Origin of the sequence: Rhodococcus sp. IEGM 1354 (genome assembly GCF_030056855.1) — a bacterium.
In the GTDB taxonomy this organism is placed as follows: domain Bacteria; phylum Actinomycetota; class Actinomycetes; order Mycobacteriales; family Mycobacteriaceae; genus Rhodococcoides.
In genome coordinates, this window is sequence record NZ_JASHKT010000002.1 from 532,656 (window position 1) to 553,029 (window position 20,374).

Sequence of the window (20,374 nt, forward strand, 5' to 3'; positions counted from 1 at the left end):
GGGCCGGCTCATGTACGAAACGAAGGGCCGCTCACCGGTTTCGGTGAGCGGCCCTTCGTTTCGTGTTGCTGGTGGAACTACTCCGCTGCGGGTGCCTGCTCGGCGATCTGCTGGCGGACGACGTCCATGTCGAGTGCCTTGATCTGGCCGACGAGGTCTTCGAGCGCCGGAGCGGGCAATGCGCCGGGCTGGGCGTAGACCAGGATGCCTTCGCGAAATGCCATGATCGTCGGGATCGACTGGATCTGCGCCGCAGCGGCCAAGCCTTGTTCGGCTTCGGTGTCGACCTTGGCGTGCACGATGTCCGGGTGCGCGTCGGAAGACTTCTCGAACGTCGGCGCGAACTGGCGGCACGGACCGCACCACGAGGCCCAGAAGTCGACCAACACCACATCGTTGTTGGTGACGATCTCGTCGAAATTCTGTTGAGTCAAAGTCTGAGTGGCCACGCGTACCCTTTCGATTGATTGCGCTTCTTGTTCGTCTCAACGCAGATGTTCTCTGGAATCATCCCGGCCCGACTTCCTTCGTGGCCCGTCACACGGGTTGCGGCGCGGCCCGAAATGTTCGGCGGTACGAGTTCGGCGTCGTGCAGCGAAGTCTGACGAAATGCTGGCGCAAGGCTGCGGCATTGCCGAAGCCGACGACTTCTGCGATTGAATCCATCGGCAGGTCGGAGTTCTCGAGGAGCTGCTGCGCAGCCAGTACGCGTTGGTCGTTGAGCCACCGCGCAGGCGTCGTGCCGGTCTCTGCTGCGAATTTGCGGGCGAACGTACGAGCCGACATGTTGACCCGCGCGGCCAGTCGACCGATCGTGAGTTCCGAATCGAGGTTTTCGGTCATCCAATCGAGCAACGGAGCCAAGGTTTCGGTTCGGATCGCGGGCAGGGGACTGGTGACGAACTGCGCTTGGCCGCCGTCGCGGTGCGGCGGTACGACCATTCTGCGCGCGATTCCGTTGGCCACGACACTGCCTTGGTACTTGCGCACGATGTGTAGGCACAGGTCGATACCGGCGGCCGTGCCCGCGCTGGTCAGGACGTTCCCGTCGTCCACGTAGAGAACGTTCGGATCGACCTGGGCCAACGGGTAGTTCGAGGCCAAGGAAGCCGAGTGTCGCCAGTGGGTCGTACACCGCCTGCCATCGAGTAGGCCCGCCGCGCCGAGTACGAACGCGCCGTTGCACAGGCTGGCGACCAGCGCGCCTCGATCCACCGCATCACGGAGTTTGTCGAGAAGTGGCTCGATCGAGGGGCTGTACTGGCTGCCGCACACATAGCTTCCGTCGTCGGCCGACTCGGTGCCGCCGGCCGGCACGATGATCAGATCGGCGCTGTCGAGACGGTCGAGATCGTGGGGCACATCGATGGTGTAACCAACCCTGGTGCGAATCGTGTCGGGTACCCCTGCGATCAACGAGAAGTCGTAGGTGGGCAGTCCTTCGTCGGATCGGTCGAATCCGAACACTTCGCAGGCCACGCCGAGCTCGAACTGTTCGGACAAGGGCAGCAGTACTGCGACCACCTTTTTCAGCATGACAGCAGTATGGCAGAAAATCGACGATACATGTCGTTACTGCCACTCGTGCGGCGAAGACGCAGCTAGGACGCTGGTGGCATGACAATTGTACTGGTGGTTGTGTTGGTGCTCCTGGCCCTCGATGCGTTGGTAGTTGTCGGCCGTACACCGGATACACACGCGGAGGTGACCCAATTCGGGGACTTCCGATTCTGACAGGCCCGACGGTCAGCCGATACGCCACTCGCACTTGTTGTCGCCGTCCCATCGACGCAGGGCAGCGGCAGAGCCGGTCAGGTCGTCCAGGTGCGGGCACAGCAGGCGCGTCGCGGCACCTGCTTCGTCGGGTGTCAACCGCCGGGCCAGTGTGACGTGCGGCGTCCACTGCCCGATGGCGACGTTGTCGAACGAGCCCGAGCCCACTGCGGCATGCATCCGAGCATGCAGGTCGAGCAGCTCGACGCTCGGCACGACCAGACGGGCCAGGGTGGCGGTCCGGCCACCGAACACGACGAGACCGCCGAGGCGAACATCGAACGGGTCGAAGTGCACGGCCGCACCGGAATCGACGGACGCGGGCATGGACGACGCCACCACGACGGTGATGTGCGGACGGTTCGACTCGCCCCGATGACGGTTCTGGCTCGGCAGGCCGGCATCGGAGAGTGCCGCCCACTCGCGGCGAACCGCAGTATCGAGCCCCGAGTCGAGGAGGAGTTCGGCGGACTGCACCATGTAGTCCATGATGTCGCAGATGGACGGACGAGATGCACCCACGTTGCGAATCGGGGCCATGACCGGCGACGGCATCGGTCACGAGATCGTGCCCGCCACGATCCGAGTGGTCGACGCGGCAATCGCGGCAGTCGGGGGATCGGCGGTCGAATGGGTGCACCTACCGCTCGGTCGCGGTGCCATCGACGAGTACGGCACACCGATGCCCGAGAGCACGCTGCAGAAGCTGGGCGAGCTCGAGTGTTGGATTCTGGGGCCGCACGACAGTGCCTCGTATCCGGAGCCGTTTCGTTCGCAGCTGACCCCGGGCGGGCGGATTCGGAAGGATTTCGACCTGTTCGCCAACATCAGGCCTGCGAAAGCCCTTGCCGGCGTGCGAGCGATGTCGCCGAACATGGACTTGGTAGTGGTGCGGGAGAACACCGAGGGGTTCTATGCCGATCGCAACATGTTCGTCGGCAGCGGAGAATTCATGCCGACTCCCGACGTGGCACTCGCGGTCGGGGTGTTCACCCGTCGGGCATGCGAACGCATTGCGCGCGAGGCATTTTTGCTGGCTGACAGACGCCGCCGCAAGCTCACCATCGTGCACAAGACCAACGTGCTGTCGATGACGACGGGATTGTTCCGCGATGCGTGCCGCAGCGTGGGCGAGCAGTTCCCGCACGTCGAGGTCACCGAAGAACATGTGGACGCCCTCGCAGCGCATCTGGTTCGACGCGGTGAGGACTACGACGTCATCGTGGCCGAAAACATGTTCGGTGACATCCTGTCGGATCTGACGGGAGAGTTGTCCGGCTCGCTCGGTACCGCCCCGTCGATCAATTCCTCGCAATCACAGGCCATGGCGCAGGCGTCACACGGTTCCGCCCCGGACATCGCCGGCAAGAATCGCGCCAATCCGACGGCGCTGTTCCTGTCGGCCGCGATGCTGCTCGAGTGGCTCGCCGATCGGCATGGGAACGACCGGCTCGCCGCAGCCGCCGGGCGGATCCGACACGCTGTCGACGACACCGTCGAATCCGGCGTAGCGACAGCAGACCTCGGCGGGCAGGCGTCGACCAGCGCCTTCACCGAGACCGTCGAGGCCCGGGTGCACCGGCGCTGAACCGTGTGCCGGAACCCGTGTTCAGAGCGGTTTACGGCTGCTGAAGATCGCGGTGCCGGGAAAGAGCTGGCCGCGCAGTGGGCTCCACTGACCCCACTCGCGGTCGAGCCACTCCGGCCAGTCCGGCTCGACGATGTCGCGCACCTCGAGACCTGCGGCGACCAGCTCGCGCACGCGGTCACCGATCGTGCGGTGATGCTCGACGTAGTTGGGGGTCCCGTCGGCGTCGTACTCGACGTACGGGGTTCGATCGAAGTACGGAATCGTTGCGGTCAGACCGCCCACCCCGGGATCGTCGGGGAACACCCAGCGCATCGGATGATTGACCGCGAACACCCAGATGCCGCCCGGCCGCAGTACCCGCGCCACTTCCTTCATCACATTGGCGGAGTCCGCGACGAACGGAACCGCACCGAAGGCCGAGCACACGATGTCGAACCGCTCGTCGGCGAACGGCAGGGACTCGGCACTGGCCTGAACCAGCGGAACTCTCGACCCACCCGCGGTCATGGCATCGACGCCGCGCTGCAACATGCCCATCGAGATGTCGAGTCCGATGGCGCGCGCGCCCTGGGTCCCGAGCCAGCGGGCGCACGGTGCGCTGCCGCAGCCCACCTCGAGGACGTCCTTGCCCGCGACGTCACCCAGCAGATGCACGTCGCCCTCGTGCAGTCCTTCCGGGCACCAGACGAACTCCCCGGATTCGGTCGCCACCCCGAGAAACGCGCCGTGCGTACGGTGGTAGTTGTCGGCGTCGGAATCCCACCAGAGTCTGCTGGCGCGGTCGCTCGCGGCCGAATCGACACGGCCGCGGCCGGGAGTGGACGATGGCACAGGAAGATCGTTCACACGCCGACTCTAACCGGGTTTGTGCTGGTACTGCGGCATCGCGTACCCTGATCACCGCGAGTGTGCTCGTGCTGCGCTCAGGTCGGGTTCGCCCGTCCTCTGCGTCCGCGGAGTCGGCAGGAATATAGCCGTCCTCACTCGTGCTGCACATGTTCTACAGGTCCGACCGAACATCCATCAACCGATACCCAACCCGTCCGGAGCAACTCAACACATGCCCTCAACCACAACCTCACCGCAGGTGGCCGTAAACGATATCGGCTCCGCAGAGGATTTTCTCGCAGCCATCGACGCGACGATCAAGTACTTCAACGATGGTGACATCGTCGAAGGCACCATCGTCAAGGTCGATCGCGACGAGGTTCTACTCGACATCGGTTACAAGACCGAAGGCGTCATCCCTTCTCGCGAGCTCTCCATCAAGCACGACGTCGACCCCAACGAGGTCGTCTCCGTGGGAGATGAGATCGAAGCACTCGTCCTCACCAAGGAGGACAAGGAAGGCCGCCTGATCCTGTCCAAGAAGCGAGCTCAGTACGAGCGCGCTTGGGGCACGATCGAGGAGCTCAAGGAGAAGGACGAGGCCGTCAAGGGCACCGTCATCGAGGTCGTCAAGGGTGGACTCATCCTGGACATCGGTCTCCGCGGCTTCCTGCCTGCCTCGCTCGTCGAGATGCGTCGCGTCCGCGACCTCCAGCCGTACGTCGGCAAGGAGATCGAGGCCAAGATCATCGAGCTCGACAAGAACCGCAACAACGTGGTCCTGTCGCGCCGCGCATGGCTCGAGCAGACCCAGTCCGAGGTCCGCAGCGAGTTCCTGCACCAGCTCCAGAAGGGCCAGGTCCGCAAGGGCGTCGTGTCCTCCATCGTCAACTTCGGTGCCTTCGTGGACCTGGGTGGCGTCGACGGACTCGTGCACGTCTCCGAGCTGTCCTGGAAGCACATCGATCACCCGTCCGAGGTCGTCGAGGTCGGCACCGAGGTCACCGTCGAGGTTCTCGACGTCGACCTGGACCGCGAGCGTGTTTCGCTGTCGCTCAAGGCAACTCAGGAAGATCCGTGGCGCCAGTTCGCTCGCACCCACGCGATCGGCCAGATCGTGCCCGGCAAGGTCACCAAGCTGGTTCCCTTCGGTGCATTCGTGCGCGTCGAAGAGGGCATCGAGGGCCTCGTGCACATCTCCGAGCTGGCCGAGCGCCACGTGGAGGTTCCGGACCAGGTCGTGGGTGTCGGCGACGACGCACTCGTCAAGGTCATCGACATCGATCTCGAGCGTCGCCGGATTTCGTTGAGCCTCAAGCAGGCCAACGAGGACTACGCAGAAGAGTTCGACCCGTCCAAGTACGGCATGGCCGACTCGTACGACGAGGGTGGCAACTACATCTTCCCCGAGGGCTTCGACTCCGAGACCAACGAATGGCTCGAAGGCTACGAGAAGCAGCGTGAAGAGTGGGAAGGTCGCTACGCCGAGGCCGAGCGTCGCCACAAGATGCACACCGCTCAGATGGAGAAGACGGCCAAGGACGAAGCTGCCGAAGCCGCCAACACCAACTACTCCTCCGAGTCGGGTCAGGCTCCCGCCGATGCAGAAGGCGATGCTCCCGCAGCGTCGGCTCCGGCCTCGACCGGTGGATCGCTGGCCAGCGATGCGCAGCTCGCTGCACTTCGCGAGAAGCTGTCGGGCAACGCCTGATAGATGTAGTCCACCCGTGAGGGTGTGACCTCAGCCCCGGTTCTCCCTGCGAGAGCCGGGGCTTTCTCGTTCGAAGGCGCAGATGTGCAGCAGGAACGACAACGGACCCGGTTCTGGTGAACCGGGTCCAAGGGTGAGGGGGAGTGCGAACTACGCGGCGGTGGCTGGGCTCCACTGGCCGACGCTCGCCGTGCGCTTACGCATCGTGGCGAAGCTGTGGCGGGCGGGGGTCAGCAGGTTGGTGAACCAGTTACGCCGGTGGTCGGCCAGCGCCGAGGCAACTTCTGGAATGAGAATGCAGTGAACGCCTGCATCCATGCCGAGGCGGTGCCGACCCGGTTGGATCTGATTGCTTCGCATGGGTGTCCTTTTCGCTGGCAGTGGGTCGGCACATCGAGGTTGCGCTCGTCGAAGATAACCGACAGGCTCGCAAAACCGGTGCATTTGAGGCTGGTGTGCTTCGGCGTGTTCGAGTGTCAGACTGGACGCATGCTGAGACTGGGACTGACCGGCGGAATTGGTGCCGGCAAATCGACCGTGGCGAAAGTGCTGACCGAACTCGGGGGAGTGCTCGTCGACTCGGACGTACTCGCACGTGAAGTCGTGGAGCCGGCAACGCCTGGACTGCAACAACTGACGGACACCTTCGGTACCGAGATACTGGCACCCGACGGGTCGCTCGATCGGCCAGCCTTGGCGGCCAAGGCATTCGGCGACGAGGAATCCCGCAAGAAACTCAACGCGATCGTGCATCCGTTGGTCGGTGAGCGCACCGCCGAGATCATCGACGGGGCAGCACCGGATGCCGTAGTGGTGCAGGACATTCCGCTCCTCGTCGAAGGCTCGATGGGTCCGTTCTTCCATCTGGTCGTCGTCGTCTGGGTCGACGCAGAGGAACGAGTCCGCAGGCTGACCGGCCAACGACACATGCCCGAGGCCGATGCCCGCGCGCGTATCGCCGCGCAGGCGACCGACGACGCGCGCCGAGCTGCGGCAGATGTGTGGATCGACAACACGGGTGCGCCCGGCAGCGTCGACGATCAGGTACGAAACTTGTGGAACGAGCGCGTGATTCCCTTCGAGCGCAACCTCAGAGAGGGGATCGTCGCCCGGACACATCCGGAACTGGTGACTGCAGACCCGGCCTGGGAATTACAGGCGCGGCGGATGATCGCGCGCCTGGCTCTCGCGTGTGGGGACAAGGCTGTGCGGATCGACCACGTCGGATCGACGGCGGTACCCGGACTCGATGCCAAGGACGTGCTCGATATTCAGGTCACGGTGCGTTCGCTGGCCGACGCAGATTCCGTCGGCGAACAGTTGCGCGTCGCCGGGTTCCCCGGCGTCGAGTCGAGTGACTTCGACGATCCGAAGCCCGCGTACGGAGTGGGCGGTGAGGCCGATCCGGCCGTGTGGGGCAAGCGTTTTCACGGTAACGCAGATCCCGGCCGTCCGGCCAACGTTCATGTTCGGGTCGACGGTTGGCCGAACCAGACGTTCGCGTTGTTGTTCCGCGACTGGCTCCGGGCGGACGCGGCTGTCGCGACGGAATACGCCGCTATCAAGCGGCGTGCGTCAGAAGCCGCCGCCGGGATCGCCGAATACCAACCGGCGATCGATGCCTACATAGACGCGAAGGCGCCGTGGTTCGACGTGGCGTATCGGCGGGCGTGGCAGTGGGCGGAGGAGACGAACTGGACTGCCTGAGGCAGAGCTGCGCGGTTCAGGCCGGTTTGCCGTTCCATTCCGTCGGCATTCCGATCGACGCGAGCCAGGCGTTCAGGTCGTATTCGTGCCGCGTCAGTCCTTCGATGGCCGCGATCGATCGGGACAGCGCCCGCTCGGCTGTCGGGGTGTCCAGATGCTGTGCCACGCGCGCGTCGAACAGCTCGTCGACATCCAGCAGGTCGTAATCGCGGCCGGTGCGAACACTGAGGTCGAGATAGTGATCGACCGAGGTCCATCGGCTGGCCCCGGCCGTGTACTCGCCGATGTCGACGTAGTAGTCCTGGTCCCTCGCGTGTGCGGGCAGGTAATGGAATACCGAGGCCCGGAGCCCGAGAGCAGGCAGTAGCCAGGACTCCAGATAATCGAAGTGGGCATGGTCGGAAGGCCGGGCCATGTACAGCCCCCATGGCTCCACGCGGTATTCGTCGACCACGCGAACGAACCCCTTGGGATCGACGTTGGTCTTGGCGACCAGGTCGAACGTCTCGTGTTTCGGGGCATGAACGACGGTGTGCGCACCGGCTGACGTGTGAGCGACCATGCCTGTAGAAGCTACCGGGAACAGACCTCCGAGGTCTCTCCGACGGAACTTGTCGGTGGTCGCGTCTACGCTTGTGTAATGGCGTTTGCATCCGAACATCCCGTTGTCGCGCACTCCGAACACCGTCCGGTGGGAGCGATCGAGCGCACCGGACCGGCGTTCGAGGTCGTCAGCGAACACGTTCCGGCCGGTGATCAGCCGACCGCCATCGCCGAACTCGAACGTCGGATCAAGGCGGACGAGAAGGACGTCGTGCTTCTCGGTGCCACCGGTACCGGTAAGTCGGCCACCACCGCCTGGCTGATCGAGAAACTGCAGCGCCCCACCCTGGTGATGGCACCGAACAAGACTCTCGCAGCGCAGTTGGCGAACGAGCTGCGAGACATGTTGCCCAACAACGCCGTCGAGTACTTCGTCTCGTACTACGACTACTACCAGCCCGAGGCGTACATCGCGCAGACCGATACCTACATCGAGAAGGACTCGTCCGTCAACGACGACGTCGAGCGTCTGCGGCACTCGGCGACGGCATCCCTGCTCTCCCGCCGAGACGTGGTCGTGGTGGCCTCGGTGTCGTGCATCTACGGTCTCGGCACCCCGCAGTCGTACGTCGATCGGTCGATCGAGCTCGAGGTCAACGTCGAGGTCCAGCGCGATGCGCTGCTCCGGCTTCTGGTCGACGTGCAGTACACGCGCAACGACATGGCCTTCACCCGGGGATCGTTCCGAGTCCGCGGCGATACTGTCGAGATCATTCCGTCGTACGAGGAATTGGCGATTCGCATCGAGTTCTTCGGCGACGAGATCGAAGCTCTGTACTACCTCCATCCGCTGACGGGCGACATCGTTCGCCAAGTCGATTCGGTACGCATCTTCCCGGCCACCCACTACGTCGCTGGACCGGAGCGGATGGAACGGGCGGTCAAGGACATCGAGGCCGAGCTCGAAGCTCGCCTGGCCGAGCTCGAAGGCAAGGGCAAGCTGCTCGAGGCGCAGCGGCTTCGGATGCGCACGCAATACGACTTGGAGATGATCAAGCAGGTCGGCTTCTGCTCCGGCATCGAGAACTACTCGCGGCACATCGACGGTCGCGGGGCCGGCACCGCACCCGCGACCCTGATCGACTACTTCCCCGAGGACTTCCTACTCGTCATCGACGAATCCCATGTCACCGTCCCGCAGATCGGCGCGATGTACGAGGGCGACATGTCGCGCAAACGGAACCTGGTCGATTTCGGGTTCCGGTTGCCTTCCGCAACGGACAACCGGCCGCTGACGTGGGAAGAGTTCACACAGAGGATCGGCCAGACGGTCTACCTCTCGGCCACCCCGGGAAAGTACGAGCTCGGCCAGACCGGAGGGGAGTTCGTCGAGCAGGTCATCAGGCCCACCGGACTTGTCGATCCCCAGGTGGTCATCAAGCCCACCAAGGGACAGATCGACGACCTGGTGCACCAGATCCGGGAGCGCGCGGAGAAAGACGAGCGCGTGCTGGTCACCACTCTGACCAAGAAGATGTCGGAGGATCTCACCGATTACCTACTCGAGCTGGGTATTCGCGTCCGGTACCTGCACTCCGACATCGACACATTGCGCCGAGTCGAGCTGCTGCGTCAGCTCCGGCTGGGTGAATACGACGTCCTGGTCGGCATCAACCTGCTACGTGAGGGCCTCGACCTTCCAGAAGTGTCGCTCGTGGCGATTCTCGACGCTGACAAGGAAGGCTTCCTCCGCAGCGGTACGAGCCTCATCCAGACCATCGGTCGCGCCGCTCGAAACGTCTCCGGTGAAGTGCACATGTACGCCGACAAGATGACCGATTCCATGACGTACGCGATCGAAGAGACGGAACGTCGGCGCGAGAAGCAGATTGCCTACAACAAGGAGCGGGGAGTCGATCCGCAACCGCTGCGCAAGAAGATCGCCGACATTCTCGATCAGGTGTATCAGGAAGCGGAGGACACCGACACTGCTGTCGAAGTGGGCGGCTCGGGTCGGAACGCCAGCCGCGGTCGGCGAGCGCAGGGCGAAGCGGGCAGGTCGGTCAGCTCCGGGGTGTACGAGGGGCAGGATGTCTCGTCGATGCCGCGCGCCGAGCTGGCGGACCTGATCAAGAACATGACCGATCAGATGATGAACGCGGCTCGCGAGTTGAAGTTCGAGTTGGCCGGTCGCCTGCGCGACGAGATCCAGGACCTTAAGAAGGAGCTCCGGGGCATGGACGCGGCCGGCCTCAAGTAGGTCCGGCGGGTGGTGCGGGTCGAGCCTGCGGAACGATCCGAAATGGTTCGGTTACGGTTCAGAGATGGACGCAACCACTGCCGGCCGCACCTCTCGTGCACTCGAACTCATCCATTCGATGACCTATTTCCTGCCGGAGACGCAGGACGCTCTCGTTGCTGCTGGCTTACCGCCACGGGCCTGCTATTTCGCCGGCCGTGCAGCACCCCTCGGGCCGGTCGGTGCAGGTGTCGTCGCAGCCACGTTCTACAACTTCAACCGCGACCTCATCAGCCCGCTGGTTCCGGCGGCCTGGGCCATCGCCTCGCCCGACGAGATCATGGCAATCCGTTACGCCACACTCGACGCCGCATTCCAGCGTCTGTTGGGCTCCGAGACGCTGTCGTCCCCGGACATGGCCGAAGCTGCCGACCTCGCATCGATCGCTGCGCGTGGAATCCCAGGAGACGACGGTCGGCCGCTGTATGCCGCCTACGCCGAACTCGAGTGGCCGCAAGCGCCGCACCTCGTGTTGTGGCACGCGCTCACCCTGATCCGCGAATACCGCGGAGACGGTCACATCGCCGCGCTGCAGACGGCAGGGTTGAACGGCCTGGACGCGCTGATCACCCACACCGCCACCGGGTACGGCTTCGAGAAGGAATTCGCGCGCAAGCGTCGTGGCTGGTCGAACGAGCAGTGGAACGGAGCTGTGGCGTCCTTGGCCGATCGTGAACTACTGACGGCCGAAGGCGCGTTGACTCAGGACGGCAAGGATCTCCGCACTCTGGTCGAGGACATCACGAACGACCTCGCGCTGGCCCCGTGGGCCGCCCTCGGCGAAGACGGCGCGGCTCGGCTGGTCTCGCTCGCGACGCCGTGGCGTGAGGCCATCGTGGGCCAAGGCGTCATACCCGCGGGAGTGTTCGGCCCGGCGATCACCAAGAAGTAGCTCGGGTCAACTGGTGATGTCTTTCGTGGCGAAACGTCGCCACGCGATCAACCCGAATACCGCCGCGTAGGTGATGGCCGAGAACGATCCGACCACCATGTCGTTCCAGTCGATATTCGTGCCGAAGGCGTCGATCCACGAGTTCGCGTAGTGCCCGGGCAAGTAGTTGCGTAGCGATCCCAATGCCGTGATCTGATCGAGGATCTGCATCAGAATCGACGTCATGACCGCGCCGCCGACGGCCCCGAGAGGGGCGTCGGTGAGCACCGACAGCAACATCGCCAGACCTGCCACCCACAGCAGATTGACGCCGATGTAGGCGACCGCGATCAGCAATCGCATCAGGGAAGTGCCGTACGAGAGTCCTTCACCCAGCGGCGTGACCAGTGATTCGGCACCGTACATCACCGTCCCGATCAGCAGGGACACTCCGACCAGCACCAGAATGGCGGCGCTGGACAACGTGGCCGAGACGAGTGCCTTCTGGGTCAACAGTCGGCTTCGAGGGACCGGGATGGCGAGCAGGTAGCGCAGGCTCGACCACGATGCCTCGCTCGCAACGGAGTCGCCGAAGAACAGCGCCACCACGACGATGAGCAGAAATCCGACGGACATGAACAGTGCGAAGACGGTGAAGTTCATGCCGCCCCGCGTGCCGAGCTCGATCAGCCCGCCGGCATCGGAGTCGGCGCTGGAACTGCCCACGGTGAAGGCGACGACCAGGATCACCGGTAGCAGGGCAAGGAAACCGATGGCGAGCTGAGTGCGTCGCCGGCCCAGCTGTCGGCGCAGTTCGGTACGAAACGGCAGGGTGCGCCCGCCGGTGTAGCCCGCTGCGCGGCCGTCTGCGTGCGTTGTACTCATGAGCGATCCTCGCTGGAGTCGGTCTCGTGAACGACCGGGCCTGGGGTATCTCGATGAACGAGGTCGAGGAACACGTCCTCGAGTCGGGTGGACTGGGAGAAGCCGCGGACCGACACTCCCGCGGTGACGAGTTCCCTGATGACAACAGCGGAATCGGCGTCGGTCAGGTCGACGGTCACCGTGCCGTCGTCGACGATCACCGCGCCGTCATGGCCGGCGGCGTCGAGTACCGACCGGGCGCGGCCGGCGTCGTCGACCCTGATCTCGGTCTGCCCACCGGCTGCTGTCAGCTCGCGGACGGTGCCCGAGCTGATCACGGAGCCACGGTTCATGACCACTACGTGCGTGCACGTCTGTTCGACTTCGGCGAGGAGGTGGCTCGACACCAACACGGTGCGTCCCGTCTTGGCGTAGTTGATCAGCACGTCACGCATGGTTCGGATCTGTGGCGGGTCGAGGCCGTTGGTCGGTTCGTCCAACACCATGAGATCCGGTAGACCCAGCATGGCCTGTGCAATGGCGAGGCGCTGACGCATGCCTTGGCTGTAGGACTTGACCTTGCGTTCGATGGCTGCGCCGAGGTCTGCGATCTCGAGTGCCTCGTCGAGGTGAGCGTCTTCGATCGGTCGCCCAGTCGCCTCCCAGTACAGCCGCAGATTCTGGGTGCCGGTCAGATGCGGAAGGAAGCCGGAACCCTCGACGAAGGAGCCGAGCCGCGACAACACCGGGGCACCGGGTGTGACCTTGTGACCGAAGACCCGGATGTCGCCGCCGGTGGGGGTGATCAGGCCCATCAGCATGCGCAACGTGGTGGTCTTTCCGGCACCGTTCGGTCCTAGCAGTCCGAGTACCTGCCCCTGTTTCACCTCGAAGCTGACGCCGTCCACGGCGCGGAACCCGTTCGAGTACGTCTTGGCCAGGTCGGTGATCACCAGGGGAGTGTCGATGAGAGCCTCGTCGACCTCGGCCACCGTGCGGCGTCTGGTTCGCACGATCGTCGCCACGACGATGCATCCGACGACCAGGACGACCACGCCGATTCCGATCAGTGGAGCGACGGGGACGGTGCTGTTCGCGCTCGCCACCGCGGGAACGGTCGGCAACGCGACGGACGTGGTCGCCATGGTCACGCTGAATTGTGCGGGCTCCAGCGGGACGGCGTATGCCTGGTCGGTGGTGGAGACGCTCAGTTCGAGTCGATGCCCTTGCTGGACGGTGTAGCTGATTCCAGGGAGGGCGACAGTGACGTCGACGGGGTCGATGCTCCCGGTGTCGGGCAGTCGGATGGCCGACACTGCACCGCCGGGAAGGGTGCGTGTGCCGTTCGGGGCGACGTCGTACAGTTTCGCGAACAGGACGGCCTGGCCGGGCCCGGCCAGGGACGCCACCCGGAGATCGACTCTCGGCGCGCCGGTGATGGTCAGTGACGAGTCGACGGGCTCGCTCGTGAAAATCGCGGACTGGCCCGGAAGGTCCGCAGTCAGCGCTGCACCGGCTTCGGTCGATCCGAGTGTCGACAACACCGAACCCAGACCGGGGACGGACGAGATGGCCGACGGTGACGCGCCGGGCGGACGAATGATCGTCCCGTCCTCGGAGGCGGGGGTGAAGGTCACCGTATTCGTCTGTGTGGGTTCGGAGTTCGGGGTCAGGCCTGGGTAGTCGGGAGCCGTCATCCGACGATTGCGTTCGCCTCCTCGTTCATCGGCTGCGCGCTGCGTCGAATACACGAACGGCGCGCTGTCGGAGGGCGCGGGATCGGGGGTGCCGCGCAGAGTCCGGTCGAAGAAGTCGGCGACGGCTCGATCCGACGCACCGTTCGTTCCACCGGCATCGTGCCCACCGTCGAACCACCGGACAGTCACGTCACCGCCTGCGGCTGCGATCTGCCGAGCCGTCGCGTCGGCCTGGTCGAGACCGAACAGAGTGTCTTGGGTGCCCTGTAGGAGAAGCGTCGGAGCCGTGATGTTCGACGCGACCGCGACGGGCGAGTGGGCAGTCAACAGATCGAGTAGCGGCTGGCTGGGAATGCCGGTGACTGCGGATTGTGCGTAGGCGTCGCAGAATTCCTGCGCGAATCTGCCGCACGCGGATGCGCCCCCGCCACTGTCACCGTCCCCGGAACTACTGGGCGCAGCGCTGGAGGCACCCGCTCCGAAGAAGACGCCGGCCCATCCACGTTTGAGGACGCCGGGTCCGCCGTATTCGGCACCGGCCGGGGAGTCGATGTTTCCGAGCGTTTCTCGACCTGCGGACGAGGTGACGCCGAAGTTGGGGAACAGGGCCTGGCCCAGGTCGTTCCAGGTGATTGCAGCGGCCACCGAGTCCACGCGGGGGTCTGTTCCGCCGGCACTGAGGGCCAGTGCCCCGCCGTACGATCCGCCTGCCACGCCGACGTGGGGATCACCGGGCGCATCGAGTTGTACTTCCGGCTGTTCGGCCAGCCAGTCGATCAGGCCGCGGGCATCGGCGACCTCGCGATCGGGGTCGTTGATGGAGATGGAACCCGTGCTGTCACCGAAGCCGCGCGCGGTGTAGGCGAGAACCACGTATCCGCGGGCGGCGAGATCACGAGCTTCGCCGTCGACCGAGTCCTTGCTGCCGCCGAAGCCGTGCGCGAGCAACACAGCCGGAGCGGGGGTCGATTCGGGAATGTAGAGCCGGGTGTCGAGGTCGACGGTCTCCGTCGAACCGGGGCTGTCCGGTAGCGTGATGCGCGCGTCACGCGTTGCAGTGTCGGCTTCGCGTCCCTGGGGGAGGAATGCGAATGCGAGGGCGGCCACGATCACGATCGAGATCGCGACGGCACCGAGAGCGAGGGCCCGTCTCGACAACGGCGGGCGGGGGATCGGCATGCAAACCAATGTATGTGAGTGGCGCGGATCGTGTTGTTCCCCAAGTTCACGTGCCGATCGTCGACTTCCGGCTACTGTCAGCGCATCAGTCCCCGGACCACGTCTTCAGGTCCTGTGACTTGCACCAATCCAGTTCGACCAGAAGTGTCACATCTGTGTGTGACCGACAAATGGAGGAATGAATGAGCGCCTACCGCACCGTCGTCGTCGGAACCGATGGCTCCGAATCGTCACTGCGGGCAGTGGAGAAGGCCGCGGCTCTGGCGGGAGATGCCGATGCCACCCTGGTGATCGCGTGTGCTTACTACCCGGCCGATCCGAAAGACACCTCTGCCGCCGCCGACGCACTCCGCGAGGACGCCTACCAGATCACCGGTTCGGCACCGACGCGCGAAATCCTGCGCACCGCCCGAGAGCACGCCACCAAGGCCGGCGCGAAGAACATCGAGGAGAAGCCGATCGTCGGAGCGCCCGTCGAGTCTCTCCTGGCGCTCGTGGACGAGGTCAAGGGCGATCTACTCGTCGTCGGCAACCGTGGGCTGAACTCGTTGACCGGTCGCTTGCTCGGTTCGGTTCCGTCCGACGCGGCCCGCAAGTCGACCTGTGACGTACTGATCGTGCATACCGTCCGCTGATTCTCTCGTAGTACGACAATCGGCCCGCTCCGTCGAAGATGACGGGGCGGGCCGACTGTTCTCGTCAGGCTTCGGCGTCGAAGGGCTGCAGGGCACCGAGTTCCAGGGGCAGAGGGTCCACATGGACGACTCCGAGTCGCTGGGTTGCTCGGGTCAGGGCCACGTAGAGGTCGTTCATACCCTTGACGGACTCCGCAACGATGGCGCTCGGCTCGACGATGAGCACCGAGTCGAATTCGAGCCCTTTCGCGTCCTTGACCGTCGACACGGTCACCACATCCGATGCCAGGTGCCGGAGTTGGGAGACGAGCTCGGAGGGAACCAGCACTGCGCTCAGGCCGGGGCGAGGGTGATCGGCCACTCGCTTCTCGACCGCCGTCACCAGATCTGCTGCGGCTACTCGTTGAGCCCACGGCTCGACGCCGGTGCTGCGAATGGATCGCGGTTCGGACTGCTCCGGATCGATCGCCGCGAGCACGTCGTGCGCCACCGTCATGATCTCCGACGGCGTTCGGTAGTTGACCGTCAGTTCGGTGAGCTTCCAGCGTTGAGCCACATACGGTTCGAGAACCGATCCCCAGGACGAGGTTCCGGCCGGGTCTCCGGTCTGCGCGGTGTCACCCACCAGTGTCATCCACCGATTGGGGATGCGCCGCATCACCATTCGCCACGCCATCGCCGACAGCTCTTGCGCCTCGTCCACGATCACGTGCCCGTAGGTCCAGGTACGGTCGCCGGCTGCGCGTTCCGCGGTGGTGAGTCGCTGACCCGAATTCTGGCGTCGCGCAAGCTGATCGGCGTCGATCAGGTCGTACGCCATCAGAATCTCCGGGTCCAGTTCGTCCTCGAGGTCCTGCGGTGCAGACCCGGTCAGGATGTCCAGCGCGCCCTGGGCATCGGCGATCTGGCCACGCCATTGACGCTGAGCCTGTTCACGTTCGGCAGCATCGTCGACGCCGAGTAGCTCGGCGAGCTCGTCGAGAAGCGGGGCGTCCGCGGACGAGAAGCCGTGGCCGCGGCGCAGCAGCGATACGCGCTCCGACTCGTCGAGCGCAGGTGCGGCCGATGCGATTTTCTCCGGCGACGCGAACAGGTCTCGAAGAACCTGCTGGGGCGACAGATCCGGCCACAACTCGTCTATCGCAGCCATCACGTCGTGGTCCTCGCGCATCTCGTCCCGCATGTCCGCAATGTCGTCGGCGCTGAGCAAGCTCGATCCGTCCACCACGTTCTGGCCGAGTTTCGCGGCCAGCTGATTGGCCAACTGGTCGATGACCGAGGACACGAACAGAGGCCGAGCCAAGTTGTGTGGTCGCCGGGAGGACCGGGCGCGGCCGCGGGCACGCGTGACTATCTTTCGATCGAGGGTGATGTCGTAGGTGTCGAATTTCAGCCGGCGCGGCTGTGCGGGCACCTCCTGGCGATCACGCACCGCCTGCGTCAGTACGTCGACCATCGACAGTCTTCCCTTGACCTCGGTGGCCAGAGCCGAATCCTCGCGCTGCGCACGGACTCCGGGGTACAGATCGCCGATGGTCGACAGCAATACCCCGGTTTCGCCCAGCGACGGCAGCACCTGGCCGATGTAGTCGAGGAACGTGGCATTGGGCCCGATGATCAGGACACCGCTCTTGCCGAGCTGTTGACGGTACGTGTACAGCAGATACGCAGCTCGGTGCAGTGCCACCGCCGTCTTGCCGGTGCCCGGTCCGCCCTGCACCACCAGCACACTGCGATGCTGTGAGCGGATGATTGCGTCCTGCTCGCTCTGGATCGTCTCGACGATGTCGTTCATCTGACCGGTTCGCGCTGCATCGAGAGCGGACAGCAGCGCACCCTCGCTGGCGACGCCACCCGCAACAGCGGCATCGTTGGACGACTGCGCGGAATCGAGGTCCAGGAACTCGTCGGCGATGGCGGTCACCTTGCGTCCGCGGGTACGGATGTGCCTGCGGCGCAACACGTTTTCGGGAGCTGCCGGTGTCGCCAGATAGAACGGACGGGCCATGGGAGCTCGCCAGTCCAGCAGTAGTGTCTCGTAATCGTTCTTGTCGTCGAGGATTCCGACACGGCCGATGTAACGCTCGGGGCGGTCGTCGACTTTCGGATCGAGGGTGTCCGGATCGAGGTCGATGCGTCCGAAGCAGAGTCCGTTCTCGGCTGCGTCGTACTTGGCGATGTCCTCGGTGTACATCTGGTTGAAGGATTCGCGCTCGCTTCGGGCCTGCGGTGTTCCGCCGGTCTCGAGCAGCACGGCGCGAAGTCGGTTTGCGGCATACTCGCGCAGTGCATCGAGCTGCGTGTACAACCGCGTCAGATGCGCCTGTTCGAGGTCTTCCTCGATGGGTGCACCGGGATCGTTCGATGGGTGGCCGTCGTCCGGCAAAGGTTCTCCTCGGGAGTTCGGCCGAGGCGAAAATATCGCCTCGAAATCAGCCAGAGCAGTCTACGCCGCAGAACGGCCCTGTCGCAGAACCGCGAGTTCTGGGACAGGGCCGTGCGCGAACGACGTCGAGCGTCGTGGGTAGACCTACTTCGCGTACTGCTGGAGCTTCTTGTCCAAGTTCTTCTGCGCCTTGGCAACTCGCTTCTCGAGCTTGGCCCGAGCCTGCTCGGTTGCCTTTTCGAGTTCCTTGTTCTGCTTCTCGGCCCGCTTACGAGCGCGCTTGCCGAGGGTGTCGACCCGATCCGACGCGATGTCGGCCCACGTGGCGCCGCGCTTCTGAGCCTCTTCGGCCAGAACGGATCCCTTCTCGGCAGCGAGATCGGCGAGCTTTGCTCCGCGCTTCTGTGCCACCTCGGCCAGTTCACTGCGACGGTCGGCAGCGACGTCGACCAACTTCGAGCCCCGCTTCTGAGCGAGCTCGGCCCAATCCGAGCTGCGGTGCGCGGCCTTGTCGGCGAGCTTCGATCCACGCTTCTGCGCTTCTTCGGCCAGATCGCTTCCGCGGTCGGCAGCAAGCTCGGCCAGCTTCGAGCCCCGCTTCTGGGCTTCCTCGGCCAGCTCCGAACCCTTGTCGGCGGCGATGTGAGCCCACCGGTTCAGAGCGGGCTGCGCGACCTCTGCCAGCTCCGAGCCCTTCTCGCCGGCGATGTCGGCGAACTTGGCCAGCTTCGGCTGTGCAGCGTCGGCGAGCTTGGCCAGCTTCGGCTGTGCGGCGTCGGCCAGGTCGGCACCGCGGCTCGCTGCGATCGAGGCAATTTCCTTGACGCGTTCGCCGGTGTCGTGAGTGGTGTGACCGGGCAGCGCTGAGACCACAGATTCCTGTGCGCGGCGTGCCGCCCGCTTGCTGCGCCACGCGACGGAGGGCTTGCCCTCGGTGTCGACGGCCGCGATCAGCAATCCGCCGAGCAGGCTGAGGTTCTTGAAGAAGTGGATGCGTTGCGCAGCCTTGGTCTCCGGGTCGGTTTCGTTCCAGAACGCGTGTCCGGCCAGTGTCGTCGGAACGAGGCTTCCGGCCAGAGCGAGCGATGCGATGCGCGGTGCCTTGCCGGTGGCCAACAGAATGCCGCCGGCGACCTGGATACCGCCGTTGATCCGAACCAACGTCTCGGGATCGGTCGGCACGTTCGCGGTGACCTCGTTCGGCAGAGCATCCTTGCTCTGCTCGATCAGCGGAGCGGCTGCCTTCGCCCTGCCGGCGGGATTACGAAGTGCATCGACGCCCCCGGAGATGAAAATCGTAGACATCAGCGGACGGGCGATACGGCGGACCAGCATTGACAGCCTCCTGCGTAGTTTCTCGTGTCATGGCGGTTGTACGTGCGGACTCGCACCGAAAATAGTTCGAAGTCACCGGTGCGTGCACTTTTGTCACACTCTTCATACCCCGTGTTTCACGCTCTCAAGCACGCGCGGCGTCACCAGCCGCGTTCGCGCCATTCCGCCAGGTGCGGCCGCTCGTCACCGAGGGTGGTGTCCTTGCCGTGCCCGGGGTAGACGATGGTGTCGTCGGCGTAGCGGTCGAACAATTTGGCGCTCACGTCGTCGAGGAGGTGGGTGAAATCCTCGGGGCCGTTGGTTTTGCCGACGCCGCCGGGGAACAGAGAATCGCCGGTGAAGAGGTGCGTCGTCTTGCCCTCGGCATCGGTCAGCGCGAGTGCTATCGAGCCCGGAGTGTGACCGGTCAGATGCACCACATCGAAGGTGAGCTCACCCACCGACACCGTGTCGTGGTCGGCCAGAAGACGGTCCGGAGCTACCGGCAGCGGTTCTGCGTCCAGCTCGTGGGCCGCGGTGGGCGAGTCGGTGCCACCGGCGATATCGGCCAGCGCCTGCCAGTGGTCGGCATGCTGATGGGTGGTGACGATCAGAGACAGGGTCGGTGCGTTCTCGTCGAGAAGCAGTGAGATGCGGTCCGCCTCGTTGGCGGCGTCTATCAGCAGGGAATGGCCCGTTGCGGAACAGACGACCAGGTAAGTGTTGTTGTCCATGGGGCCGACCGACATCTTGGTGATCGTGGCTCCGGGGATCGTCCGCCGCTGCGGGGGTGAACCCTGTGCAACGACGCCGGTGTAATTGTCGTCGATGACCATGAGGTGCTCGTCCATTTCGAGGACGCTACCGTCGGCAGCAACGACGGGAGCGCCGGGGTCACGCTCGTGGAAAAGTGTGTCGGTACCTGGACCTACCATTGCTACGAGGTGAGGTTCGTCGCTCACCTCGACAGGTTTTC

General features: G+C 64.7%; 17 protein-coding genes. 6 read left to right on the forward strand and 11 right to left on the reverse strand.

The window, feature by feature from the left end; translation table 11 throughout:
- Positions 1-77 precede the first annotated feature (77 nt).
- The 3 genes from trxA to QM588_RS07020 all read right to left on the reverse strand — a co-directional run bounded on the left by trxA (position 78) and on the right by QM588_RS07020 (position 2,253).
- The gene (trxA, locus tag QM588_RS07010) at positions 78-449 is read right to left on the reverse strand and encodes a thioredoxin (RefSeq protein ID WP_283312328.1); all 372 of its coding nucleotides are present in this window, start codon (positions 447-449) and stop codon (positions 78-80) included.
- A gap of 88 nt (positions 450-537) precedes the next feature.
- Positions 538-1,536 (reverse strand): helix-turn-helix domain-containing protein, encoded by a 999-nt coding sequence (locus QM588_RS07015; RefSeq protein WP_283312329.1) that lies wholly within the window; start codon positions 1,534-1,536, stop codon positions 538-540.
- Between the two features lie 210 nt (positions 1,537-1,746).
- The gene (locus QM588_RS07020) at positions 1,747-2,253 is read right to left on the reverse strand and encodes a 2'-5' RNA ligase family protein (RefSeq protein WP_283312330.1); all 507 of its coding nucleotides are present in this window, start codon (positions 2,251-2,253) and stop codon (positions 1,747-1,749) included.
- A gap of 10 nt (positions 2,254-2,263) precedes the next feature.
- On the opposite strand from QM588_RS07020, the gene QM588_RS07025 reads away from it, so the two are divergent.
- Positions 2,264-3,361, forward strand: coding sequence for an isocitrate/isopropylmalate dehydrogenase family protein (locus QM588_RS07025; protein ID WP_283312375.1), 1,098 nt, complete (start codon positions 2,264-2,266; stop codon positions 3,359-3,361).
- A gap of 21 nt (positions 3,362-3,382) precedes the next feature.
- On the opposite strand, the gene QM588_RS07030 is transcribed toward QM588_RS07025, so the two are convergent.
- Positions 3,383-4,210 carry a class I SAM-dependent methyltransferase gene (locus tag QM588_RS07030; protein ID WP_283312331.1) on the reverse strand — a complete coding sequence of 276 codons (828 nt, stop codon included), beginning with the start codon at positions 4,208-4,210 and terminating at the stop codon, positions 3,383-3,385.
- A gap of 214 nt (positions 4,211-4,424) precedes the next feature.
- Between QM588_RS07030 and rpsA the strand changes: the two genes are divergently transcribed.
- A complete protein-coding gene (gene rpsA / locus QM588_RS07035) occupies positions 4,425-5,903 on the forward strand; it encodes a 30S ribosomal protein S1 (protein ID WP_027497255.1) in 1,479 nt (492 codons plus the stop codon).
- A 150-nt stretch (positions 5,904-6,053) separates the two neighbouring features.
- Here the strand turns inward: rpsA and QM588_RS07040 are convergent, their stop codons facing one another.
- Positions 6,054-6,263: a hypothetical protein gene (locus tag QM588_RS07040; RefSeq protein ID WP_121869710.1), complete on the reverse strand. Its 210-nt coding sequence runs from the start codon at positions 6,261-6,263 to the stop codon at positions 6,054-6,056.
- A 129-nt stretch (positions 6,264-6,392) separates the two neighbouring features.
- Between QM588_RS07040 and coaE the strand changes: the two genes are divergently transcribed.
- Positions 6,393-7,610, forward strand: a complete 1,218-nt coding sequence (gene coaE, locus QM588_RS07045; RefSeq protein WP_283312332.1) for a dephospho-CoA kinase — start codon at positions 6,393-6,395, stop codon at positions 7,608-7,610.
- 16 nt (positions 7,611-7,626) lie between these two features.
- Here coaE and QM588_RS07050 read toward each other — a convergent pair whose 3' ends face one another.
- Positions 7,627-8,172 (reverse strand): DUF402 domain-containing protein, encoded by a 546-nt coding sequence (locus QM588_RS07050; RefSeq protein ID WP_283312333.1) that lies wholly within the window; start codon positions 8,170-8,172, stop codon positions 7,627-7,629.
- Between the two features lie 78 nt (positions 8,173-8,250).
- Here QM588_RS07050 and uvrB point away from each other — a divergent pair, with 78 nt between their 5' ends.
- Together uvrB and QM588_RS07060 are read left to right on the forward strand one after the other, a co-directional pair.
- A complete protein-coding gene (uvrB, locus tag QM588_RS07055; RefSeq protein ID WP_283312334.1) occupies positions 8,251-10,413 on the forward strand; it encodes an excinuclease ABC subunit UvrB in 2,163 nt (720 codons plus the stop codon).
- A 64-nt stretch (positions 10,414-10,477) separates the two neighbouring features.
- Positions 10,478-11,344, forward strand: coding sequence for an SCO6745 family protein (locus QM588_RS07060; protein ID WP_283312335.1), 867 nt, complete (start codon positions 10,478-10,480; stop codon positions 11,342-11,344).
- Between the two features lie 6 nt (positions 11,345-11,350).
- Here the strand turns inward: QM588_RS07060 and QM588_RS07065 are convergent, their stop codons facing one another.
- Together QM588_RS07065 and QM588_RS07070 are read right to left on the reverse strand one after the other, a co-directional pair.
- Positions 11,351-12,208 carry an ABC transporter permease gene (locus tag QM588_RS07065; protein WP_283312337.1) on the reverse strand — a complete coding sequence of 286 codons (858 nt, stop codon included), beginning with the start codon at positions 12,206-12,208 and terminating at the stop codon, positions 11,351-11,353.
- Entirely contained in the window at positions 12,205-15,063 is a 2,859-nt protein-coding gene (locus QM588_RS07070) for an alpha/beta fold hydrolase (protein WP_283312338.1), read from the reverse strand. Before QM588_RS07070 ends, QM588_RS07065 begins: the two co-directional genes overlap by 4 nt.
- A gap of 182 nt (positions 15,064-15,245) precedes the next feature.
- Here QM588_RS07070 and QM588_RS07075 point away from each other — a divergent pair, with 182 nt between their 5' ends.
- Positions 15,246-15,698 carry a universal stress protein gene (locus QM588_RS07075; RefSeq protein ID WP_008715916.1) on the forward strand — a complete coding sequence of 151 codons (453 nt, stop codon included), beginning with the start codon at positions 15,246-15,248 and terminating at the stop codon, positions 15,696-15,698.
- A gap of 64 nt (positions 15,699-15,762) precedes the next feature.
- On the opposite strand, the gene QM588_RS07080 is transcribed toward QM588_RS07075, so the two are convergent.
- The 3 genes from QM588_RS07080 to QM588_RS07090 form a co-directional block, all read right to left on the reverse strand.
- Positions 15,763-18,084 carry a HelD family protein gene (locus tag QM588_RS07080; protein ID WP_283312339.1) on the reverse strand — a complete coding sequence of 774 codons (2,322 nt, stop codon included), beginning with the start codon at positions 18,082-18,084 and terminating at the stop codon, positions 15,763-15,765.
- Positions 18,085-18,228: 144 nt separating this feature from the next.
- Complete coding sequence (locus QM588_RS07085; RefSeq protein ID WP_027497246.1) at positions 18,229-19,419, reverse strand: DoxX family protein; 1,191 nt, start codon at positions 19,417-19,419, stop codon at positions 18,229-18,231.
- Positions 19,420-19,559: 140 nt separating this feature from the next.
- On the reverse strand, positions 19,560-20,249 hold the full coding sequence (locus tag QM588_RS07090) for an MBL fold metallo-hydrolase (protein ID WP_206498124.1): 690 nt from the start codon (positions 20,247-20,249) through the stop codon (positions 19,560-19,562).
- Between the last annotated feature and the right edge of the window lie 125 nt (positions 20,250-20,374).

Excerpts from the sequence above, each read along its gene's own strand:
- QM588_RS07060 (WP_283312335.1), top strand. The coding sequence starts at position 10,478 with ATGGACGCAACCACTGCCGGCCGCACCTCTCGTGCACTCGAACTCATC.
- QM588_RS07040 (WP_121869710.1), bottom strand. The coding sequence starts at position 6,263 with ATGCGAAGCAATCAGATCCAACCGGGTCGGCACCGCCTCGGCATGGAT.
- QM588_RS07065 (WP_283312337.1), bottom strand. The coding sequence starts at position 12,208 with ATGAGTACAACGCACGCAGACGGCCGCGCAGCGGGCTACACCGGCGGG.
- QM588_RS07085 (WP_027497246.1), bottom strand. The coding sequence starts at position 19,419 with ATGCTGGTCCGCCGTATCGCCCGTCCGCTGATGTCTACGATTTTCATC.
- QM588_RS07090 (WP_206498124.1), bottom strand. The coding sequence starts at position 20,249 with ATGGACGAGCACCTCATGGTCATCGACGACAATTACACCGGCGTCGTT.
- uvrB (WP_283312334.1), top strand. The coding sequence starts at position 8,251 with ATGGCGTTTGCATCCGAACATCCCGTTGTCGCGCACTCCGAACACCGT.
- rpsA (WP_027497255.1), top strand. The coding sequence starts at position 4,425 with ATGCCCTCAACCACAACCTCACCGCAGGTGGCCGTAAACGATATCGGC.
- coaE (WP_283312332.1), top strand. The coding sequence starts at position 6,393 with ATGCTGAGACTGGGACTGACCGGCGGAATTGGTGCCGGCAAATCGACC.
- QM588_RS07070 (WP_283312338.1), bottom strand. The coding sequence starts at position 15,063 with ATGCCGATCCCCCGCCCGCCGTTGTCGAGACGGGCCCTCGCTCTCGGT.
- QM588_RS07025 (WP_283312375.1), top strand. The coding sequence starts at position 2,264 with ATGTCGCAGATGGACGGACGAGATGCACCCACGTTGCGAATCGGGGCC.
- QM588_RS07075 (WP_008715916.1), top strand. The coding sequence starts at position 15,246 with ATGAGCGCCTACCGCACCGTCGTCGTCGGAACCGATGGCTCCGAATCG.
- QM588_RS07020 (WP_283312330.1), bottom strand. The coding sequence starts at position 2,253 with ATGGTGCAGTCCGCCGAACTCCTCCTCGACTCGGGGCTCGATACTGCG.
- QM588_RS07015 (WP_283312329.1), bottom strand. The coding sequence starts at position 1,536 with ATGCTGAAAAAGGTGGTCGCAGTACTGCTGCCCTTGTCCGAACAGTTC.
- QM588_RS07050 (WP_283312333.1), bottom strand. The coding sequence starts at position 8,172 with ATGGTCGCTCACACGTCAGCCGGTGCGCACACCGTCGTTCATGCCCCG.